The organism is Vibrio albus, assembly GCF_003144035.1.
GTDB classification, from domain to species: domain Bacteria; phylum Pseudomonadota; class Gammaproteobacteria; order Enterobacterales; family Vibrionaceae; genus Vibrio; species Vibrio albus.
Genome location: NZ_QFWT01000006.1, coordinates 102,711 through 120,886, shown reverse-complemented (window position 1 = coordinate 120,886; position 18,176 = coordinate 102,711). Strand labels below are relative to the sequence as shown.

General features: G+C 50.0%; 15 protein-coding genes. 3 read left to right on the top strand and 12 right to left on the bottom strand.

Annotated elements, in window-relative coordinates:
* Nucleotides 1-4: 4 nt before the first annotated feature.
* Entirely contained in the window at nucleotides 5-1,543 is a 1,539-nt protein-coding gene (gene rmuC / locus DI392_RS12070) for a DNA recombination protein RmuC (protein ID WP_109320155.1), read from the bottom strand.
* Nucleotides 1,544-1,845: 302 nt separating this feature from the next.
* On the opposite strand from rmuC, the gene DI392_RS12065 reads away from it, so the two are divergent.
* A complete protein-coding gene (locus DI392_RS12065; protein WP_109320292.1) occupies nucleotides 1,846-2,733 on the top strand; it encodes a DMT family transporter in 888 nt (295 codons plus the stop codon).
* On the opposite strand, the gene DI392_RS12060 is transcribed toward DI392_RS12065, so the two are convergent.
* The 3 genes from DI392_RS12060 to DI392_RS12050 form a co-directional block, all read right to left on the bottom strand.
* Entirely contained in the window at nucleotides 2,717-3,961 is a 1,245-nt protein-coding gene (locus DI392_RS12060; protein ID WP_109320154.1) for an ABC transporter substrate-binding protein, read from the bottom strand. The genes DI392_RS12065 and DI392_RS12060 overlap by 17 nt on opposite strands.
* Before the next feature lie 72 nt (nucleotides 3,962-4,033).
* On the bottom strand, nucleotides 4,034-5,530 hold the full coding sequence (locus DI392_RS12055; protein WP_109320153.1) for an ATP-binding protein: 1,497 nt from the start codon (nucleotides 5,528-5,530) through the stop codon (nucleotides 4,034-4,036).
* On the bottom strand, nucleotides 5,520-6,239 hold the full coding sequence (locus tag DI392_RS12050; protein ID WP_109320291.1) for a response regulator: 720 nt from the start codon (nucleotides 6,237-6,239) through the stop codon (nucleotides 5,520-5,522). Before DI392_RS12050 ends, DI392_RS12055 begins: the two co-directional genes overlap by 11 nt.
* A gap of 538 nt (nucleotides 6,240-6,777) precedes the next feature.
* Between DI392_RS12050 and ptsG (DI392_RS12045) the strand changes: the two genes are divergently transcribed.
* Nucleotides 6,778-8,166, top strand: coding sequence for a PTS glucose transporter subunit IIBC (gene ptsG, locus DI392_RS12045; protein WP_109320152.1), 1,389 nt, complete (start codon nucleotides 6,778-6,780; stop codon nucleotides 8,164-8,166).
* A gap of 335 nt (nucleotides 8,167-8,501) precedes the next feature.
* Nucleotides 8,502-9,890 carry a PTS glucose transporter subunit IIBC gene (gene ptsG, locus DI392_RS12040; protein ID WP_109320152.1) on the top strand — a complete coding sequence of 463 codons (1,389 nt, stop codon included), beginning with the start codon at nucleotides 8,502-8,504 and terminating at the stop codon, nucleotides 9,888-9,890.
* A 40-nt stretch (nucleotides 9,891-9,930) separates the two neighbouring features.
* On the opposite strand, the gene fliJ is transcribed toward ptsG (DI392_RS12040), so the two are convergent.
* From fliJ to DI392_RS12000, 8 genes are read right to left on the bottom strand one after another with little or no spacing between them, the layout of a single operon-like run.
* Complete coding sequence (gene fliJ, locus DI392_RS12035) at nucleotides 9,931-10,368, bottom strand: flagellar export protein FliJ (protein ID WP_181388416.1); 438 nt, start codon at nucleotides 10,366-10,368, stop codon at nucleotides 9,931-9,933.
* On the bottom strand, nucleotides 10,358-11,719 hold the full coding sequence (gene fliI / locus DI392_RS12030) for a flagellar protein export ATPase FliI (RefSeq protein ID WP_109320150.1): 1,362 nt from the start codon (nucleotides 11,717-11,719) through the stop codon (nucleotides 10,358-10,360). Before fliI ends, fliJ begins: the two co-directional genes overlap by 11 nt.
* Nucleotides 11,712-12,467 (bottom strand): flagellar assembly protein FliH, encoded by a 756-nt coding sequence (fliH, locus tag DI392_RS12025; protein ID WP_109320290.1) that lies wholly within the window; start codon nucleotides 12,465-12,467, stop codon nucleotides 11,712-11,714. Before fliH ends, fliI begins: the two co-directional genes overlap by 8 nt.
* 20 nt (nucleotides 12,468-12,487) lie before the next feature.
* Nucleotides 12,488-13,483 carry a flagellar motor switch protein FliG gene (locus DI392_RS12020; RefSeq protein ID WP_245884040.1) on the bottom strand — a complete coding sequence of 332 codons (996 nt, stop codon included), beginning with the start codon at nucleotides 13,481-13,483 and terminating at the stop codon, nucleotides 12,488-12,490.
* Nucleotides 13,467-15,149, bottom strand: a complete 1,683-nt coding sequence (gene fliF / locus DI392_RS12015; protein WP_245884049.1) for a flagellar basal-body MS-ring/collar protein FliF — start codon at nucleotides 15,147-15,149, stop codon at nucleotides 13,467-13,469. The genes DI392_RS12020 and fliF overlap by 17 nt, the downstream gene beginning before the upstream one ends.
* 51 nt (nucleotides 15,150-15,200) lie before the next feature.
* Nucleotides 15,201-15,587, bottom strand: coding sequence for a flagellar hook-basal body complex protein FliE (gene fliE / locus DI392_RS12010; protein WP_109320147.1), 387 nt, complete (start codon nucleotides 15,585-15,587; stop codon nucleotides 15,201-15,203).
* A gap of 14 nt (nucleotides 15,588-15,601) precedes the next feature.
* Complete coding sequence (locus DI392_RS12005; protein ID WP_109320146.1) at nucleotides 15,602-16,933, bottom strand: sigma-54-dependent transcriptional regulator; 1,332 nt, start codon at nucleotides 16,931-16,933, stop codon at nucleotides 15,602-15,604.
* An 8-nt stretch (nucleotides 16,934-16,941) separates the two neighbouring features.
* Nucleotides 16,942-17,718, bottom strand: a complete 777-nt coding sequence (locus tag DI392_RS12000) for a MotY family protein (RefSeq protein ID WP_181388415.1) — start codon at nucleotides 17,716-17,718, stop codon at nucleotides 16,942-16,944.
* Nucleotides 17,719-18,176 lie beyond the last annotated feature (458 nt).

Genomic DNA, 18,176 nt, shown 5'->3' with positions numbered 1-18,176 from the left:
CCGCTCAGTTTACTGGATCCTGATCCGGTTGTCTTTCTGTATGCGCGTTATTTAGCCGGGGTTTCTGCTCCATTGACTGGTGCTGCTGCATTATACTCTCCGGGATAGGACGTTTTACCTCAACCCCAAGCTCCTTAAAGCTTTCCGCCTGACGTAATACGTTGCCCCGGCCGGTGAGCAGTTTGTTCATCGCGCCCTGATAATTCTGACTGGCCTTATCCAGAGAAGTACCGATCTGCTCCATGTCCGTCAGGAACAGGCGCAGCTTGTCATACAGCCTGGCTGCCCGTTCTGCGATAAGCTGGGCATTCTGATTCTGCCGTTCATTGCGCCATAGATTGTCTATCGTACGCAGGGCCACCAGCAGAGTCGTTGGACTGACCAGAATGATATTCTTTTCCATGGCATCGCTGACCAGGCTCGGATCAGCCTCAATCGCCAGTTGAAAAGCCGGTTCGACAGGAATGAACATCAGCACATAATCCAGGCTCTGAATCCCTTTCAACTGATGATAATCTTTCTGGCTCAGCCCCTTAATGTGCGCACGCAGCGCCGTAAGGTGATTGTTCAGAGCCTGCCGGCGCTCTTCATCGGTGTCGGCATGGAAGAAACGCTCGTAAGCCACCAGGGCCATTTTGGAATCCACCACCACCTGCTTATCATCCGGTAAGTGAACAATCACATCCGGCTGATAACGCTTGCCAGATTCATTTTGCAGACTCACCTGTGTTTCGTATTCATGCCCTTCCCGCAGGCCGGATTCCGCCAGCACACGGGCAAGCACCACCTCACCCCAGTTCCCTTGCTGTTTATTATCTCCTTTCAGGGCCTGAGTCAGGTTGACGGCCTCACGGGACATCTGCTCATTCAGTTTCTGCAGGTGGCGGATTTCATGCACCAGTGTATGTCGCTCTTTCGCTTCGGCACCAAAGCTATCGCTGACCTGCTTTTTGAACCCTTCTAACTGCTCTTTCAGTGGCGTCAACAGTCCTTCAAGGCTCAGTTTATTCTGCTGATCGACCTTGGCAGTTTTGGCTTCAAACAGCTGATTAGCCAGCTGTTCAAACTCTTGTTTCAGACGCTGCTCCGCCTGTTCCAGTAACTGCAGCTTTTCCTGTGCCGCTTTACTTTCTTCCTGATGCCGGGCTTCCTGCTCACGCAAATCTGCTTTCAGTCGCCCCACTTCTTCCCGCGCGGTTTCCAGCAAACCGGATAACTGCTGCTTTTCCTGACTAACCGCATCAAAGTAACGCAGTTTTTCCATTGCCGCCATCAACTTACCGTGCGACTGCTTTAATTCGAATACGGATTTGTCCCTTTCCCGATCCAGTTGATGCAGCTCGGTTTCAGCCTCCTCCAGTGAAACCTCTAAAGTGGCTACTTTGCTGATCAACAGTTTTTGGTCCGCTTCTGCCTGCTGTTCCAGTAACTGATACTGAAAACACATTTTCTGTTTCACCCACCAGCCCGCCGCCAGAGCGGAAATGCCTCCGCCAGCCAGTACACTGAGCACTATGTTCTGATATTCGATTATCCACTGCATCGTTTCAGCCTGAATCTGTTTGTACTGGTTTGATGGTATTAATGTACTGGATGGATGTCCAGTTTTTCTCGAAGATAGAGGCTAGAGAAAGAATACAGAGCGCTACGCTTCGAGAATACAGAAACCCCAATGATTGCACTCACGGATCAATACATTGGGTTTTATAGTTTCTAGCTTCTTGCAGTAAAGCAATCTGGTCTCTTTTCTGTATTCTCACAGGGAGCCTGCGAGCGCTCTGTAATCTGCATTCTCACTACAAACAGAGTAAACTAACCAGCTAAAGAGAAAGGAGAGATCAAATGATCAACGAACGCCGGGCATTTGGCTTTGCTCTTGCGGCTGTACTGCTGTGGTCAACGGTCGCCACCGCTTTTAAGCTGACACTGGAAGCCTTTACCCCTATTCAGATGCTGACAGTGGCCAGTGCGGTATCGGTTCTGGCGCTTGGGGTCATTTGCGGCGTTCAGGGCAAGCGAAGTCAGGTATTACCTACATTTTCAGCTAACCCTCTATTTTTCTTATTATTGGGGCTGATTAACCCGCTTGGCTATTACCTGATCCTGTTTAAGGCCTATGACCTGCTGCCTGCCTCACTGGCGCAACCGCTCAACTACAGCTGGGCCATTACTCTGACCTTCATGGCAGCACTGTTTCTGGGGCAAAAGATCCGTAAGCAGGACTGGCTGGCCTGCCTGCTGGGATACTCTGGTGTGGTGGTGATTGCCACCAAAGGTGATCTGCTGGCACTGAATTTCGACAGCCCGGCGGGGGTAGGGTTAGCTCTGTTGTCTACCCTGCTCTGGGCCGGTTACTGGATTCTGAATACCAAAAATACCGCTGATCCCGTGGTGAGTGTGTTTCTGGGCTTTACGCTGGCGCTGCCTTTTGCCGTCGCCCTGACGCTGTATGAAAATGCACACTGGCCATCAGCATTAAATAAATGGGCCGCCGTCAGTTATGTGGGACTGTTCGAGATGGGGATTACCTTCGTACTCTGGCTGACCGCTTTAAAGTCCACCCAAAATACATCGCGCATCAGTAACCTGATTTTTGTCTCACCCTTTATTTCCCTGTTTCTGCTGGCTCAGATCATCGGGGAAGTCATTCACCCGTCAACGATTATCGGCTTATGTCTTATCGTTGGCGGGCTGGTGATACAACAATTGAAAAAGCCTACAAGGCGGCCTTAACGGCCCGGGCCAGGCGGTCCGCGGCTTTTTCCGGATCCGAAAACGGGTCGTGGAAGAAGTTGGTCACCACATCCGAAATCGCACTCAGGACGTAAGTCGTGGTTGCCATACTCTGAGACAGGCTCGGGACCAGATTATCGTGATTGTGGGCCTGTTTATAAGCGGAAACCGAAGACTTGGAACAGCGGTCAAATGAGTCTAGCGGAATATCCGTCCGTACAGGAAGGGACCCCTTAGCCGCGTTAAATTCTTTCTGAAACGGCTTGGCCATAATCGACTGGGCTAATGCTTCCTGAGCTTCTTTCTGAATACCGTCCGGAGATTTAAAAAAGACAAAGCTGTCGATATTGTAGCTAAAGATTCCCCCGGTTCCGGGAGCAGGCAGACATACATAGTCTTTTCCCGCCACTTTACCCGTAGCAGTAAACTCCCCTTTGGCCCAGTCGCCCATTAATTGCATGGCGGCCTCTCCATTGCCCACCATACTGGTCGATACAAACCATTCCCGGCCTTCTGCCTCCGGGTCAATATAATCACGGAATTTCTGAAAATAACGGAATACTGCCACCATCTGCTCTCCGGAAAGGGTATCCATATCCAGATCAACAAATGCCTTGCGGTATTTCTCTTTACCCAGTACCGCCAGCGCCACACTTTCAAACAGCGTGACGTCCTGCCAGGATTCACTACCATGAGCCAAAGGCAGATAGCCTGCCGCTTTGATGGCATCCGCTGCCACAAAAAATTCATCCAGCGTACTGGGATAGTCAACTCCAACCTTGTGGAAAATCGCCGGATTGGCCCATAGCCAGTTGGCGCGGTGAATATTTACCGGCACCGCAACATACTTTCCCTGATATTTCATCAGGTCAGAGACCAGGTCAGGTAACAAGGCATCCCACTGATCTTGCTGAGCGACCCCATCCAGATTGGTTAAAAAGCCCAGCTTTGCCCATTCCTGAATATCATGGCCTTTGATCTGAGCCGCCGTTGGCGGATTACCGGAAACCGCTCTTGCCTTCAGTACCAGCATCGCGCTTTCACCACCACCACCGGCGACGGCGAAATCTTTCCAGGAAAAGCCCTGCTCTTCCATCATACTCTTTAACAACTGTGCGGAACGGGTTTCCCCTCCGGATGTCCACCAGTGCAACACCTCCAGCTCTGTAGCGAGTGCTGATATGCTGAAACACATCATACTCAATAACGATAATAGCCTGACAAACATACTTTACTTACCTACAAATTACTTACCTAAAAAAACACTAACTAAAAATACGTTTTACTTAAAAAACAATGGTTAACTTTCCGATGCCCTTGGCAGGCTGACCCGTACCTGCAGTCCGCCCTCCATACGGTTCTGAATACTCATCTCCCCACCGTGGGCATGCACAATACTTTTCGCAATCCCCATGCCCAGACCATGCCCGTCTTTATCCGTCGCCAGACGAAAATGCGGTTTAAACACATCCTCCATCTGCTCCTCGGGAATACCGGGACCTTCATCCTTAATCACCAGCTCCAGCGCTTCCGGCGTATCATAAGGGATCACCGTTACGTAATAACCGTATTTGACCCCGTTATCGATCAGATTCGACAGACAACGCTTCAGGGCCAGCGGCTTGCAACGGAACGGAAACAGCAAGGCCGGATGGACATACACTTTCTGGTGCCCAGCATTATGAGATTCCGCGATACTACTGAGCATTTCCATGACATCCACTTCTTCAATGTTTTCATGAATATCGGTATCTTTTACCGCCTGCAGCGCACCTTTCACCATCATTTCCAGCTCATCCAGATCACGGTTGAATTTCAGAGTTCGCTGCTCATCTTCAATCAATTCAGCCCGAATCCTCAGCCGGGTGATGGGGGTTTTCAGATCATGGGAAATAGAGCTGAACAGGCGCTCGCGGTCTTCAATATACCGCCGCAAACGCATCTGCATTCGGTTAAAGGCCTGAGTTGCTGTCACCAGCTCCGATGCTCCCTGCTCTTTCAGAGGAGGCTGGTCAATGTCCATACTTAAAGCATTGGCGGCCTGAGCCAGACGTTTCAGCGGCTTAACCTGCTTGCGTACCATGGTATAGGTAAAGGTCATCAGCAGGGCGGTAATAAACAGAATAAAAAAGATCTGCTGGTTCGAGATCACTTCATCTTCCATCATCACATAAGGGGATGGTAACAGTGCTGCGATATAAAACCACTCATCTTTGGCCAGCTCTATCTGCACCACCAGTATCGGCGGGTTCAGAGGCTCCAGACTCAACGTATAGTGTGCCCAGGATTTAGGGAGGTCGGTCAGCAGAATATCGTTGCTCAGCACGTGCAGGCTTTCCGGCTTGGAGAACTCGACATTAATATGCTGCAGCCGGGGTAATTTCTTATGTAACACCTCCTGAAACACTTCTACCGCTGCCTGCTTGGTTTCATTATTCGGGATAGGCTCGATATCGATTTCTTCTTCGTTAAAAGAAACGAAAAAGCGGGTACCCCCCATATTGCGCAGCTGTTCTAAAATAATATGCCGGTATTCGGTCGGCAGTGACTGGAAGTAGTTGACCGTAGAGGCGAAGTTATTCGCCATACTGGCGGAGGTAGAACGCAGACCTTCCAGCTCTCGGTATTTGGTCTGGGTATACCAGATCCCGGTAGCGATAAGCTGCGCGAGGATAACCGACAACAACGTCAGCCACAGTGTACGGGAAACCAGAGAACGAGGTATCAGAGGCGCTATCTGGTCCCTAAGCAGCTGCCACCCGTCCTGGTACCATTCAGAGTAATCTTCAATTTTCATGGGTTACATCAGCAGCCAGAATATAGCCATCACCACGCATGGTTTTGATCAGTTTAGGACTCTTACCACTGTCTCCAAGACGGTTACGCAGACGGCTGAGCTGGACATCAATACCCCTCTCCATCGGCAGCGCATCGCGGCCCTTCATCACCTGAGAGATGGAGTCACGATCCAGAATTTCATTAGGATGTTCCAAAAATAGCATCAAAAGAGTGAAGTCCTTACCTGACAACTCTGACTCTTCTCCCGAACCCAGGTTTTTCAACGTGTGTGACTGTACGTGCAGTTGCCAGTTGGCAAACTTAAGCACCTGAGGTTTTACCTGAGGAGTTTCGGTTACCTGTGTACGGCGAAGAAGCGCTTTGATACGTGCCGTTAACTGGCGGGGACTAAAAGGTTTTGCCACGTAATCATCTGCTCCGAGCTCCAGACCTACAATCTGATCCGTTTCTTCTGACACAGCGGTCAGCATCATTATCGGCACATTGGAGGTCTTGCGTACATACTGACACAAGGTAAATCCATCCTCTCCCGGCATCATTACATCCAGCAGGATCAGATCCGGCTCACCTTCCAGCAGGCGCTGCTTCATCTCTTCCCCTTCTGATGCCAGCACCACGGTATAACCCATCTTAGTCAGGTACTCATCTAACAGCTCACGGATCTCCTGATCATCATCGACAACAAGAATACGCTTATTTGTATGTATATTTCCGTTCATCCCTAACAACTTCTTGAATGATTACTATTGAGTCAAGAATCTTACAAATACGGGCACTTTTCATCCATTTCATATTCAAAGCTGAATATCGGCGGCTCTTTTGTGATCTGACTCGACTTTTAAGGTACTTTGATGATACAAAATCATATGCCTCAATAAGCTTATATTTCCCACAAACTTTGCCATAACCCATAGCTATCCGGGATTCTGAGCTAACCAATATAAAAACTTAACCGCACTTTACCATGTCCTTACGCAAGACTTGCGCTATGTTACGTTATGTTACGTTCAGCGTGACGGTGCACTCGAAAAAGTTTTTTCCTTCCAATTAATATACTCATCGTCAACTGAGACAATAAATTTTTCAATAAATAGATTTTCAGTGTGAAATACATTTTTATTACTTAGTTCCCCCTCTAAGCAATTTATAAAATCACACGAATAATCAAAATAAAATTACTCTACAACTAAACCCAACGCCTTTTTAATAAAGATATTAATAAAGGCGTTAATATTGGAGGTTCGTATGAACGTATTTGGTACTATGCAGAAAATGGGACGCAGCCTGATGCTTCCTGTTGCCTGTATGCCAGCTGCAGGTATTCTGCTGGGTATCGGTGGTAACTCTGAAGTTGCTAAATTCCTGCCAGACATCGTCGCTCAGGTTATGACTGAGGCCGGTCTGGGTGTGTTTGCTAACATGTCACTGCTGTTCGCTATCGGTGTAGCGCTTGGCTTTACTAAGAACGACGGTGTGGCCGCTCTGGCTGCTGGTCTGGGTTACCTGACCATGGTTCGCGTACTGGGCGTTGTCGCTCCGGGTACGGAAACCGGGGTATTCGGTGGTGTTATCATGGGTCTGGTCGCCGGACAACTGTTTAACAAGTACCATACTATCCAGCTGCCAACTTACCTTGGCTTCTTCGGTGGTAAACGTTTCGTTCCTATCGTTACCTCTCTGGCTGCCTGTGTGGTTGCTGGTCTTCTGGCGGTTATCTGGCAACCAATCGGTGCCGGTATCGAAGCGTTCTCTGAGTGGGCTGCGTATCAGTCTCCTGAAGTTGCATTCGGTATCTACGGTATCGTTGAACGTTCTCTGATCCCATTCGGTCTGCACCACATCTGGAACGCACCATTCTTCTATGAAGTTGGTCAGTTCACGACTGCTGCTGGTGAAGTGGTAACTGGTGAAATCCCTCGTTACCTGGCTGGCGACCCTACTGCGGGTAACCTGGCTGGTGGCTACATGTTCAAAATGTTCGGTCTGCCTGCTGCGTGTCTGGCAATGTACGTAACGGCTAAACCAGAAAACAAACTGAAAGTGGCTTCAATCCTGGGTTCTGCTGCACTGACTTCATTCCTGACTGGTATTACTGAACCTATCGAATTCGCATTCCTGTTCGTTGCGCCTGCTCTGTATGCAGCACACGCACTGATGGCTGGTTCTGCATTCGTTGTGATGATTATGCTGGGCATTAAACACGGTACGACTTTCAGCCACGGTCTGTTCGACTTTACTCTGCTGTTCGGTCAGTCAACTAACGGTTGGATGCTGCCTGTTGTCGGCCTGTGCTACGCCGCTCTGTACTTCTTCGTATTCACTGCGCTAATCAAAGCGTTTGACCTGAAAACTCCAGGCCGTGAAGATGAAGCTGAGTCTAACGTTGCAGTTGAAACAAGCGGTGACGAACTGGCGCAAAACATCACGATGGCATTCGGCGGTAAAGCAAACATCAAAGACCTGGACGCATGTATCACTCGTCTGCGTGTAACGGTTAACGATGGCAGCAAAGTCGACACTAACAAACTGAAAGAGCTGGGTGCAGCGGGCGTATTCGCAAAAGGCGATAACTTCCAGGCAGTATTCGGTACTCACTCTGAAATCATCAAAGGTAAGATGGAAGCACTGGCTTAAGTGACTTTCTGACCTCTCCTGATACCAAGCCCGACTCTCAGAGCCGGGCTTTTATTATTATCTATATTACGCAAGGCTTGCGCTATGTTACGTTATGTTACATTCAGCGTGACGGCGCACTCGAAATTATTTTTCCTAATCTATTAATATAATCATCGTCGACTAAGACATAATTTAAAAAATCAATTTTCAGTGTAATTAAACCTTTTTCCATGGAACTAAGTTTCTACGCAGTTTATTTAATAACACTGATAATTAAACATCCTTAATTTAAAATTAAATCAATATTTCTTATTACTATCTAATAAGGTAAATATTAATTATCGGAGGTTCATATGAACGTATTTGGTACTATGCAGAAAATGGGACGCAGCTTAATGCTTCCTGTTGCCTGTATGCCAGCTGCAGGTATTCTGCTGGGTATCGGTGGTAACTCTGAAGTTGCTAAATTCCTGCCAGACATCGTCGCTCAGGTTATGACTGAGGCCGGTCTGGGTGTGTTTGCTAACATGTCACTGCTGTTCGCTATCGGTGTAGCGCTTGGCTTTACTAAGAACGACGGTGTGGCCGCTCTGGCTGCTGGTCTGGGTTACCTGACCATGGTTCGCGTACTGGGCGTTGTCGCTCCGGGTACGGAAACCGGGGTATTCGGTGGTGTTATCATGGGTCTGGTCGCCGGACAACTGTTTAACAAGTACCATACTATCCAGCTGCCAACTTACCTTGGCTTCTTCGGTGGTAAACGTTTCGTTCCTATCGTTACCTCTCTGGCTGCCTGTGTGGTTGCTGGTCTTCTGGCGGTTATCTGGCAACCAATCGGTGCCGGTATCGAAGCGTTCTCTGAGTGGGCTGCGTATCAGTCTCCTGAAGTTGCATTCGGTATCTACGGTATCGTTGAACGTTCTCTGATCCCATTCGGTCTGCACCACATCTGGAACGCACCATTCTTCTATGAAGTTGGTCAGTTCACGACTGCTGCTGGTGAAGTGGTAACTGGTGAAATCCCTCGTTACCTGGCTGGCGACCCTACTGCGGGTAACCTGGCTGGTGGCTACATGTTCAAAATGTTCGGTCTGCCTGCTGCGTGTCTGGCAATGTACGTAACGGCTAAACCAGAAAACAAACTGAAAGTGGCTTCAATCCTGGGTTCTGCTGCACTGACTTCATTCCTGACTGGTATTACTGAACCTATCGAATTCGCATTCCTGTTCGTTGCGCCTGCTCTGTATGCAGCACACGCACTGATGGCTGGTTCTGCATTCGTTGTGATGATTATGCTGGGCATTAAACACGGTACGACTTTCAGCCACGGTCTGTTCGACTTTACTCTGCTGTTCGGTCAGTCAACTAACGGTTGGATGCTGCCTGTTGTCGGCCTGTGCTACGCCGCTCTGTACTTCTTCGTATTCACTGCGCTAATCAAAGCGTTTGACCTGAAAACTCCAGGCCGTGAAGATGAAGCTGAGTCTAACGTTGCAGTTGAAACAAGCGGTGACGAACTGGCGCAAAACATCACGATGGCATTCGGCGGTAAAGCAAACATCAAAGACCTGGACGCATGTATCACTCGTCTGCGTGTAACGGTTAACGATGGCAGCAAAGTCGACACTAACAAACTGAAAGAGCTGGGTGCAGCGGGCGTATTCGCAAAAGGCGATAACTTCCAGGCAGTATTCGGTACTCACTCTGAAATCATCAAAGGTAAGATGGAAGCACTGGCTTAAGTGACTTTCTGAACTCACATGATAAAAATCCCGGCTCTTCTCAGAGCCGGGATTTTTTATATCGCGCATTGATAATCTCTTCTATCCGTTTCTGTTCCTGTCTGGCCTGCTCATACTGCTGCTTTTTCTGCCAGCGCTCGACGACGTTCTCCAGCCCCTTTACTTTGGCATGGCAGACTTCCAGCTGTTTTCTGGAATGCTCACACTCCGCATCGAGCACCGCTTTCTCATGTCGGTGATGATTAAGAGCACCCGCTAGCATTGTCCGGGCTCCGGCCGTATTCTGCAGAACCACACTGCTACAGGCTCCGGATACCACACGCTTCGCACACCCGGAGTGGAGCTCACCTAATAACTCCAGTTGCTGCTGGTAATGCTCGGCCTGATGGCGTAGCTGTTCCAGCAACATACCTTGTTGCTCACGCTGTTTCTCGGCGATTTTCTGTAACTTACTGACGGCACGTAACTTACTGTCCACCATTGATTCCCTGCGGTTGGGATGGACTGAACAATTCGGCCAGTTGGGTCAGGCTGGTCACGTAGTCAGACCTTTCCTCTATCCCCTGTTGTAAATACGCTTTCAGAGCGGGCTGCATTGTGACGGCCTGATCCAGTTCAGGATCCTGGCCTGCCTGATATCCTCCCAGAGGAAGCAGCTCCTTCACCTGTTGATAGTTAGCATTGAGCTGACGGAACTGATTAGCGACCGTCACATGAGAAGACTGAGTACAGCTGTTCATACAACGGCTGATAGACGCATTGATATCAATGGCGGGATAGTGCCCCTGCTCTGCAAGGGTGCGGGATAATACGACATGACCATCCAGAATGGCCCGGGCAGAATCCACCACAGGGTCCAGCTGGTCATCGCCATCCGCCAGAACGGTATAAATTGCTGTCAGACTACCATCAGGATGCTCGCCGTTGCCGGCACGTTCTAATAGCTGAGGCAACAGGCTGAATACCGAAGGTGGATAGCCTCTTGAGGCCGGTGGTTCACCGAGAGAAAGGGCGATTTCCCGCTGGGCCATCGCATAGCGGGTCAGGGAGTCCATCAGCAGTAATACATCTTTTCCCTGATCACGGAAGTATTCCGCAACCCGGTGACAAAGCTTGGTCGCCCGCAGGCGCATAAGGGGGGATTCATCCGCAGGAGCGGCAATCACTATCGCTTTCTGCATCCCTTCCGGGCCAAGGCTGCGTTCAATGAACTCACGAACTTCCCGGCCACGCTCACCGATCAGGCCGACCACAATCACGTCGGCAGAGGTGTTTTTGGTGATCATGCCCATCAGGACACTTTTGCCGACACCACTGCCGGCCATTAAACCTACGCGCTGTCCTTTACCTAATGTAAGCAACCCATTGATGGCACGCACTCCGACATCCAGAGGAGTATCCACCGGGCGTCGTTTAAGGGGATTTATCGGACTAGGGTCAAGCGATAACCAGTCACCTCTGTCCAATGGTGGACCATCATCTAATGGTTCACCAAGACCGTTAACAATACGCCCTATCCAGTCAAAGCTGATCTGTACTGTGCTACTCTCTTGCAGCGGAATCACTTTAGCCCCGGCAAACAGCCCACCCAACTGACGAATCGGCATCAGATAAGCGGTGTGATGATCAAAACCGACGACCTGAGCCTCCGTCATCACACCGTTATCGGTCTCTACCAGACAACGCTGTTCCAGTTTAAAGCGACAACCTACCGCCTGCAGCATCAGGCCAGTTACCTTCACCAGTCGTCCTGTTACTTTAGCAACAGGCACCGATTCCAGTGATGCGAGCGCATCATTCAGCCGGGTGGCTAATTGGCCATCACTCACCGGAGGCCCCGGAGTCTTTCTGGATTTCTATGGGTTCAGCGGACGAAGCGTCACCCAGCAGATGTTCCCGCACGTTCTGCATACAGGTTTCCAGACGGGCATCACAACTGACATCCGCTTCTGCGTGATCGGTCACCAACTGACACCCGCCAGCTGGTAGCTGATTGTCAGCCACCAGTTTCCATGCCGCTGGCAAGTCAGCATTAATATTACTGATCCGCTCCAGATCCTGCGGGTTAAGGTGGACGACCACTTTTTCTGTCTTACCCGGCAATGAGTCCAGGGTTTCATCCACCAGCGCCAGAATCTGCTGTGGCATCAGGGTCAGTTCTGCCCGAATCACCCGCTGAGCGACCTTCTGTACCAATTCGCAAATGTGTTCACGCTGTTCACGTTCTCTGTCATTCTGCCAGCGAGTCATTTTTTCCAGCAATTCATGCACTGGGCGGGCTGCTTCAATAAAGCTCTCTTTACCTGAACGTTCACCATTCACAAAGCCTTTCTGGAAGCCCTCTTTCTGTCCTTCCAGCAAGCCTTGCTGTTTGCCCTGTTGCAGCCCCTGCTGCATACCTTCTTCATGGCCCTGCTGGATACCCTGCTGAAATCCGTCTTCCAGGCGCTGCTGCAATTCTGCCCGCGCATCCAGGATATCCTGATCTTCATCCAGAAAAGCGGCCATGGACTCCTGCATCGGTTCGGCAACCGGAGGAAAACGGTGCTTACGGTATTGAGCTGGAGATAAACGCATCACATTGGTTGCTTTCATCGCTATTCCACCGTCTGTTCCTGATACAGGCTCAATTCGATCTCACCACCGTCTGACAACTCTCTGGCAATCTGCATAATATCCTGCCGGGCTCTCTCAACCCGGCTGACTGCCATCGCCCCTTTCAAGGCCATCTCATCTTCCAGCGCCTTAATCATACGTTGTGGCATGGACTGTTTTATGGCTTGCTGCAGGCGGATCTCAGCCCCTTTCAGAGCAATCGCCCATAGCTCGACTGACACTTCCTGAACCAGACGGTCCATGGTTTTTTCGTTCTGTCTGCCCAGCACCATAAAGTCGAACATATTCTCTTCAATTTCTGACACCACAGATTCATCATGCAGCTTCAACAGCTCCATCAACTGCCCGCGATCCCCTTCGAAACGATTCAGTATATCGGCAGCCTGTTTTGGTCCGGATACGGCCGTACCGTGGTTCGCTGACATAAATTCAATACAGCGCTCAATCAGCTCATTCAGATCCCGGGCCACTTCGTGGTCAATTTCCTGAATACGCGCCACCCGGTACAACAATTCGTCATGGCGGTCCTGAGGCATAAGCGTCAGTACCTGTGAGGAGGTTTCCGCCGGCAGATACGCCAGAAAGATCGCCTGCATCTGCGGGTGTTCCTGACTGATAAATTTCGCCAGCAGATCCGTATCCACCCACTGCAGGCGCTGCATGTTATTGCGTATTTCATCGCCGTAAATATTGTTCAGCAGTCCTTTGGCCAGATCGTTACCCAAGGCTTTATGCAACGTATTGGACAGATATTCTTTCGACGCCCCGCGGATACCACTATGCTCTTTAAAATCCTGAAAGAAACGGTGGATAACCTGCTTGGCGCTGTCGCTTTTTATGCCGTTCAGTTTTGCCATTGCCCGGGTAACGCGCTGCACTTCATCCCGGCTGAAATGCTGTAATACCTGAGCCGCGGCATCCTCCCCCATTCCCAGCAGAACCAGGGCTGTTTTTTCTACATTATTCAGCTGACTCATTTTGCGTACTCTGTTCGTTAACATTGACCCATTGCTTAAGAACTTCAGCAACCCGTGTCGGTTCTTCACTGGCTATCAACTGCAGGTGTTTCAGCTGAATTTCCAGCGGTGATCCCGGTGGTGGCAGCAGATCACTGCTCGCATCCAGTCCTGAACTGGAGACATCGATACCCCGGTCAGATAAACGCTGGTTAAGCACTTTTTCGTGCTCACGTTCCGCTCGTGTCTGCAGGCTGCTATCGTATTCGTCTTCTTCTTCCGGTGGCGCAAATTTCAGCTCATCATCCTTACGCTCAATACCGGTCAGGTGCAGAACCAGAGGCCGCAACACAAAGAAAATCATCGACAGCCCCAGAACACCGCCAATCACATAACGTATCGGCTGCTGAATTGTCGGATCCTGCCACCACGGAATCACCGGCGGCGCTTCTATTTCTACCGGCGTAAAGTTAAAGCTCATAATACTCAGTTGATCCCCACGTTCCGCTGAAATACCTACCGCATCACGAATCATGGTGCTGATCTGTTGCTTGTCAGCGTCACTCCAGCCAGCCGCTGTCGGGGCCACTGCAGAGTTCAGCAACACTGACACCGTCAGCTTATTCAGTTTGCCCTGCTGATAACGGGTATGCCGGACACTGCTGCCTACGGCATACTGTCGGTTTATTTCCGTGCGTTCACTGGTATTCTGGCTGTCTTCAGTGTTGTCCTCACCCTGTACCACCGGAGGCTCATTACTCAGGGTACCGGGAACGCCCAGTGCTATCTGATCAACCGACGCGTTCTGAATGCGGTGTTCATTCTGCACCACAGGATCCGAATCCACGATTTCACGGGTCTCTTCCGTACGGCTGAAATCAAGATCGGCCGCCACCTGAACCCGGAAGTTGCTCGCCCCGACAATCGGAGTCAGCATATCCGCAGCCCGCTGAATCACCTGCTTCTCCAGTTGCTTCTGATAATCCAGGTACTTCGCATTCACTCTGCCGGATTCTTCAGAGCCGATATCCGCACTAAGCAGCCGGCCATACTGATCCACTACCGATACATGTTCAGCTTTCATACCGGTCACACTGCCTGTGACCAGATTAATGATGGCTTCGACCTGCCCGGCTTTCAGGTCTTCCCCGCCTTTGAGTTCCAACATCACAGAGGCTGATGGTGCCTGAGCATTCTGGCGGACGAACAAAGTCTGACGCGGAATCGCAAGGTGTACCCGGGCATTCGACACGGCGTTCAGAGAAAGAATGGTACGCACCAACTCCCCTTCCAGGCCATGGCGATAACGTGCTGTTTCCATAAACTGGCTGGTACCGAGAGACGAGTCCTCCTGTAAGGAATCCAGCCCGGTCGGTAACTGAGCCTTGACCCCTTTAGACGCCAGCAGCATCCGGATACGGGCGACTTCGCCTTCTTCCACCAGCACCTGACCGTTTTCTTCCTGCAGACGATACGGGATACCTTCGGTTTCCAGTACCGACACAATTTCGCCGGTATCAAACCGCTCCTGATTCCCGTACAAAGGACGATAGTTCTGCGTCGAACTCCACAGAGCCACGACAATGATGGCAGCAACAATTGCCGCCAGTGCCGCAGACAGAACCAGATTGCGCTGACTGCTGTTCCACATTGATTTGGCACGTTCAATATATGGGTTAGCCTGCATGTCCGCTGGTGAAGCCGGCACAGGTTGAGGGATTACTTCAGACATCGTTATTTACACCGGCATTTTCATCACATCTTCAAAAGAAGCCACCACCTTGTTTCGCACCTGCATCAGGGCAGAAAAAGAAAGGCTGGCTTTCTGACTGGCAATCATAGCCCCCACCAAATCATCGCTTTTTCCCGTTTCAACTGCGGTCATACGGTTACTGGCATCCGTCTGCTGTGCATTGACCGTATCAAGCACCTGACGCATGGCACCGGAAAAAGAAAGCGGCTCATTCAGTGTGACTTTGTTGGTCATCTCCGCGGCAGATACGGTTTGGTCAAATGGATTGGCCGCCACCACAAAGTTGGGCTGTGCCAGCGATTCCATTGTCTGCATCTTGCCTAACATAAGTTGCTGGGCTTCTGCCATCTGCATCAAACTATTGGTTGTCATCTGTTCTCTCCAAATTAAGCTGCTGATCCCAGCACAGCCTGTAAATCAATGCCCTGCTCACGCATGGCGGCTAATTTGTAACGCAATGCCCGGGTCGTCACACCCAGAGCATTTGCAGTCTGGGTCCGGTTACCACCGAACTGACGCAAGGTATCAATGATGTACTGAAATTCCGCTTTTTTCTTGGCCTCAATATGACCACATTCCTGCATAGCCCGATGACTCTGCTGTCCGTTCATATGTTCCATCGGCAGCATCAAATCCTGAGCGGTAATCACATCACCGTGGCGCATCACCAGGGCCCGCTGAATAATGTTTTCCAGTTCCCGGATATTGCCGGGCCAGTGGTACTGAAGCAGGGCCCCCTGCGCATCTTCGCCAAGCCGGCACTGACTCTTTTCCTGATATTTCTGCACAAAGAACCGGCACAGCGGCAGAATATCTTCCGGTCGTTCACGAAGCGGAGGCCAGTGCAGAGGCAGCACATCCAGGCGATAATAGAGATCTTCACGAAAGATTCCTTTCTGAACCGCCACCCGCAAATCCTGATTGGTGGCTGCCACCACCCGGATATCTAATTTGACCGTTTTATGGCTGCCGATACGCTCCACTTCCCGCTCCTGTAAGACGCGCAACAGCTTAGCCTGCAAAGCCGGCGACATTTCGGCTATTTCGTCCAGCAAAATAGTGCCGCCGTTGGCTTCCTCAAATTTCCCTGTCTGGGTCTGGGTCGCCCCGGTAAACGCCCCTTTCATATGACCGAACAGTACCGCTTCCAGCATGCTCTCGGGAATAGCCGCACAGTTCACCGCCACAAACGGAGCTTTACTACGGGAAGAATGTTCATGAACATAACGGGCCAGTACTTCCTTACCCGTCCCGGATTCACCGGTGATCAGTACCGTTGCATTGGTGCAGGCCGCCCGATGAGCCAGTTGCAGAACCTGCTTACTGCGCCAGGACTCAGCAACAATATTCGCCATCGGTTTTTCCAGGGTTTCCACCCGGCGCAACAGGCTCAGAAGCTGATTGGGCTCAAATGGCCGTAACAGATAATCGGTTGCTCCGGCCTTCATGGCATCAGCCGCCAGCAAGCCCTGATCCTGATTCACCACCGCAATGGCGCTTCTGCCCGACCCGCTCTGCTGATGACGACGAATCCAGTCCGTCATACTTATATCAGACAGCTCCGAGCTAATGAGAGTGATCGAGGCATCCTGACCACTCAGCACCTCTCTGCCAGAGGTGGAGTGGATAACCTGATACCCTGCCAGAGCCAGAATGCCGGCCATCTGGTTTGCGGTATCCAGATCAGGTTCTATGAGCTGTATCTTTTTACACTGCATGATGGCGCTTATCCTTTTCCTTCAGAACGAATAACCCTGATCGTCACCCGACGGTTCCTGGCCTGCCCTTGCTCGGTTTCATTGCTGGCGACCGGATAACGCGCCCCGTGGGCACGTACTTCAATCAAGGCGGAGCGAACCCCTTCCGCTTCCAGTATGCTGGCAACGTCGTCGGCTCTGACACGGGATATCTGTCTATTTCCTATTGCAGAGCCAACATTGTCCGTATGACCATCGATCAATACATGAGTCACTTTTTTATCCAGCCGCACATAATGCGCCAGTTGCGACAAAATATGTTTCTGCTCCGGATTAACGGTTCTCTGGCCTAACTGATAATGCAGTTCAGTATCTCTGGCCTGCTTAAATGACATGTCCGGCAATGCGGCGCGACACTGATTAAAGCGCGCCATTGGCTCGTTAATATTGACGGCCGGAAGACGGACAGAGAATGACTCCCCGGAAGCATCCGTCGTCACTTGGATCCAGGCTCCACGAGACACCGCAGACACTAATCCGGCAACAGAATGAGTAAATATAACCTTTTGATTTTTAATGACAGCCTGTTGGGTAACCAACTCTTTCTTCTGACTGTCCAGATAAGGGGAAGGTAGAAAATAAACCCGGGCATGGTCAACTGGCTGAGGAAACCGGAAACTGGATAGTTGAAACTGGAGAATATGGTTGGGTTCAGCAATAAACGCAACATCACCAAAATTTTTTATTTTTTGATTTAATAAACAGCTGAACTGGTCTCCTTTATATTCCCACCTGGAAATATCCATAGGAACAGATATGTCTTTTGCCAGCGAAAACCCACAATAAGAGCTTAACACGGACAAGATAAGTGCTGTTGAAAGAGAGTAATACCGAAACATAATAAAATATATTTTCACATCCGTGAGTTAACATTATGTTAAATTTTATATTAAAATGTTAAGACCGCCAAAATGCAGCCGCCCGAGCTAATTAATAAATTTTATTTATTGTTAAATAACCATCATGAAACCGCTTTCCATTGAAATTCCAGATGATTGCCATTCACGATAAATTTTCTCGCAAAACTAAAATTAAAATTAAAATTAAATACAGTAACTTACATCAATATTATATAAAACAAGTGTTCATTTGATGCAGACTGCCTATCTGGGTATGTAAGCTTGCATTAAATTTTTGTCAAAAAAAGCCCCATTTTTGGTAAAATTTTAATGCGTGGACTAAGATCACAGTTTAGCAAAATGAG

What these genes read in the sequence shown, in the direction of transcription:
- ptsG (WP_109320152.1), top strand. Translation starts at nt 6,778, where the DNA reads ATGAACGTATTTGGTACTATGCAGAAAATGGGACGCAGCCTGATGCTT.
- rmuC (WP_109320155.1), bottom strand. Translation starts at nt 1,543, where the DNA reads ATGCAGTGGATAATCGAATATCAGAACATAGTGCTCAGTGTACTGGCT.
- ptsG (WP_109320152.1), top strand. Translation starts at nt 8,502, where the DNA reads ATGAACGTATTTGGTACTATGCAGAAAATGGGACGCAGCTTAATGCTT.
- fliH (WP_109320290.1), bottom strand. Translation starts at nt 12,467, where the DNA reads ATGCGTTTATCTCCAGCTCAATACCGTAAGCACCGTTTTCCTCCGGTT.
- DI392_RS12005 (WP_109320146.1), bottom strand. Translation starts at nt 16,933, where the DNA reads ATGCAGTGTAAAAAGATACAGCTCATAGAACCTGATCTGGATACCGCA.
- DI392_RS12055 (WP_109320153.1), bottom strand. Translation starts at nt 5,530, where the DNA reads ATGAAAATTGAAGATTACTCTGAATGGTACCAGGACGGGTGGCAGCTG.
- DI392_RS12000 (WP_181388415.1), bottom strand. Translation starts at nt 17,718, where the DNA reads ATGGATATTTCCAGGTGGGAATATAAAGGAGACCAGTTCAGCTGTTTA.
- fliE (WP_109320147.1), bottom strand. Translation starts at nt 15,587, where the DNA reads ATGACAACCAATAGTTTGATGCAGATGGCAGAAGCCCAGCAACTTATG.
- DI392_RS12060 (WP_109320154.1), bottom strand. Translation starts at nt 3,961, where the DNA reads ATGTTTGTCAGGCTATTATCGTTATTGAGTATGATGTGTTTCAGCATA.
- fliF (WP_245884049.1), bottom strand. Translation starts at nt 15,149, where the DNA reads ATGCAGGCTAACCCATATATTGAACGTGCCAAATCAATGTGGAACAGC.
- DI392_RS12020 (WP_245884040.1), bottom strand. Translation starts at nt 13,483, where the DNA reads ATGAGTCAGCTGAATAATGTAGAAAAAACAGCCCTGGTTCTGCTGGGA.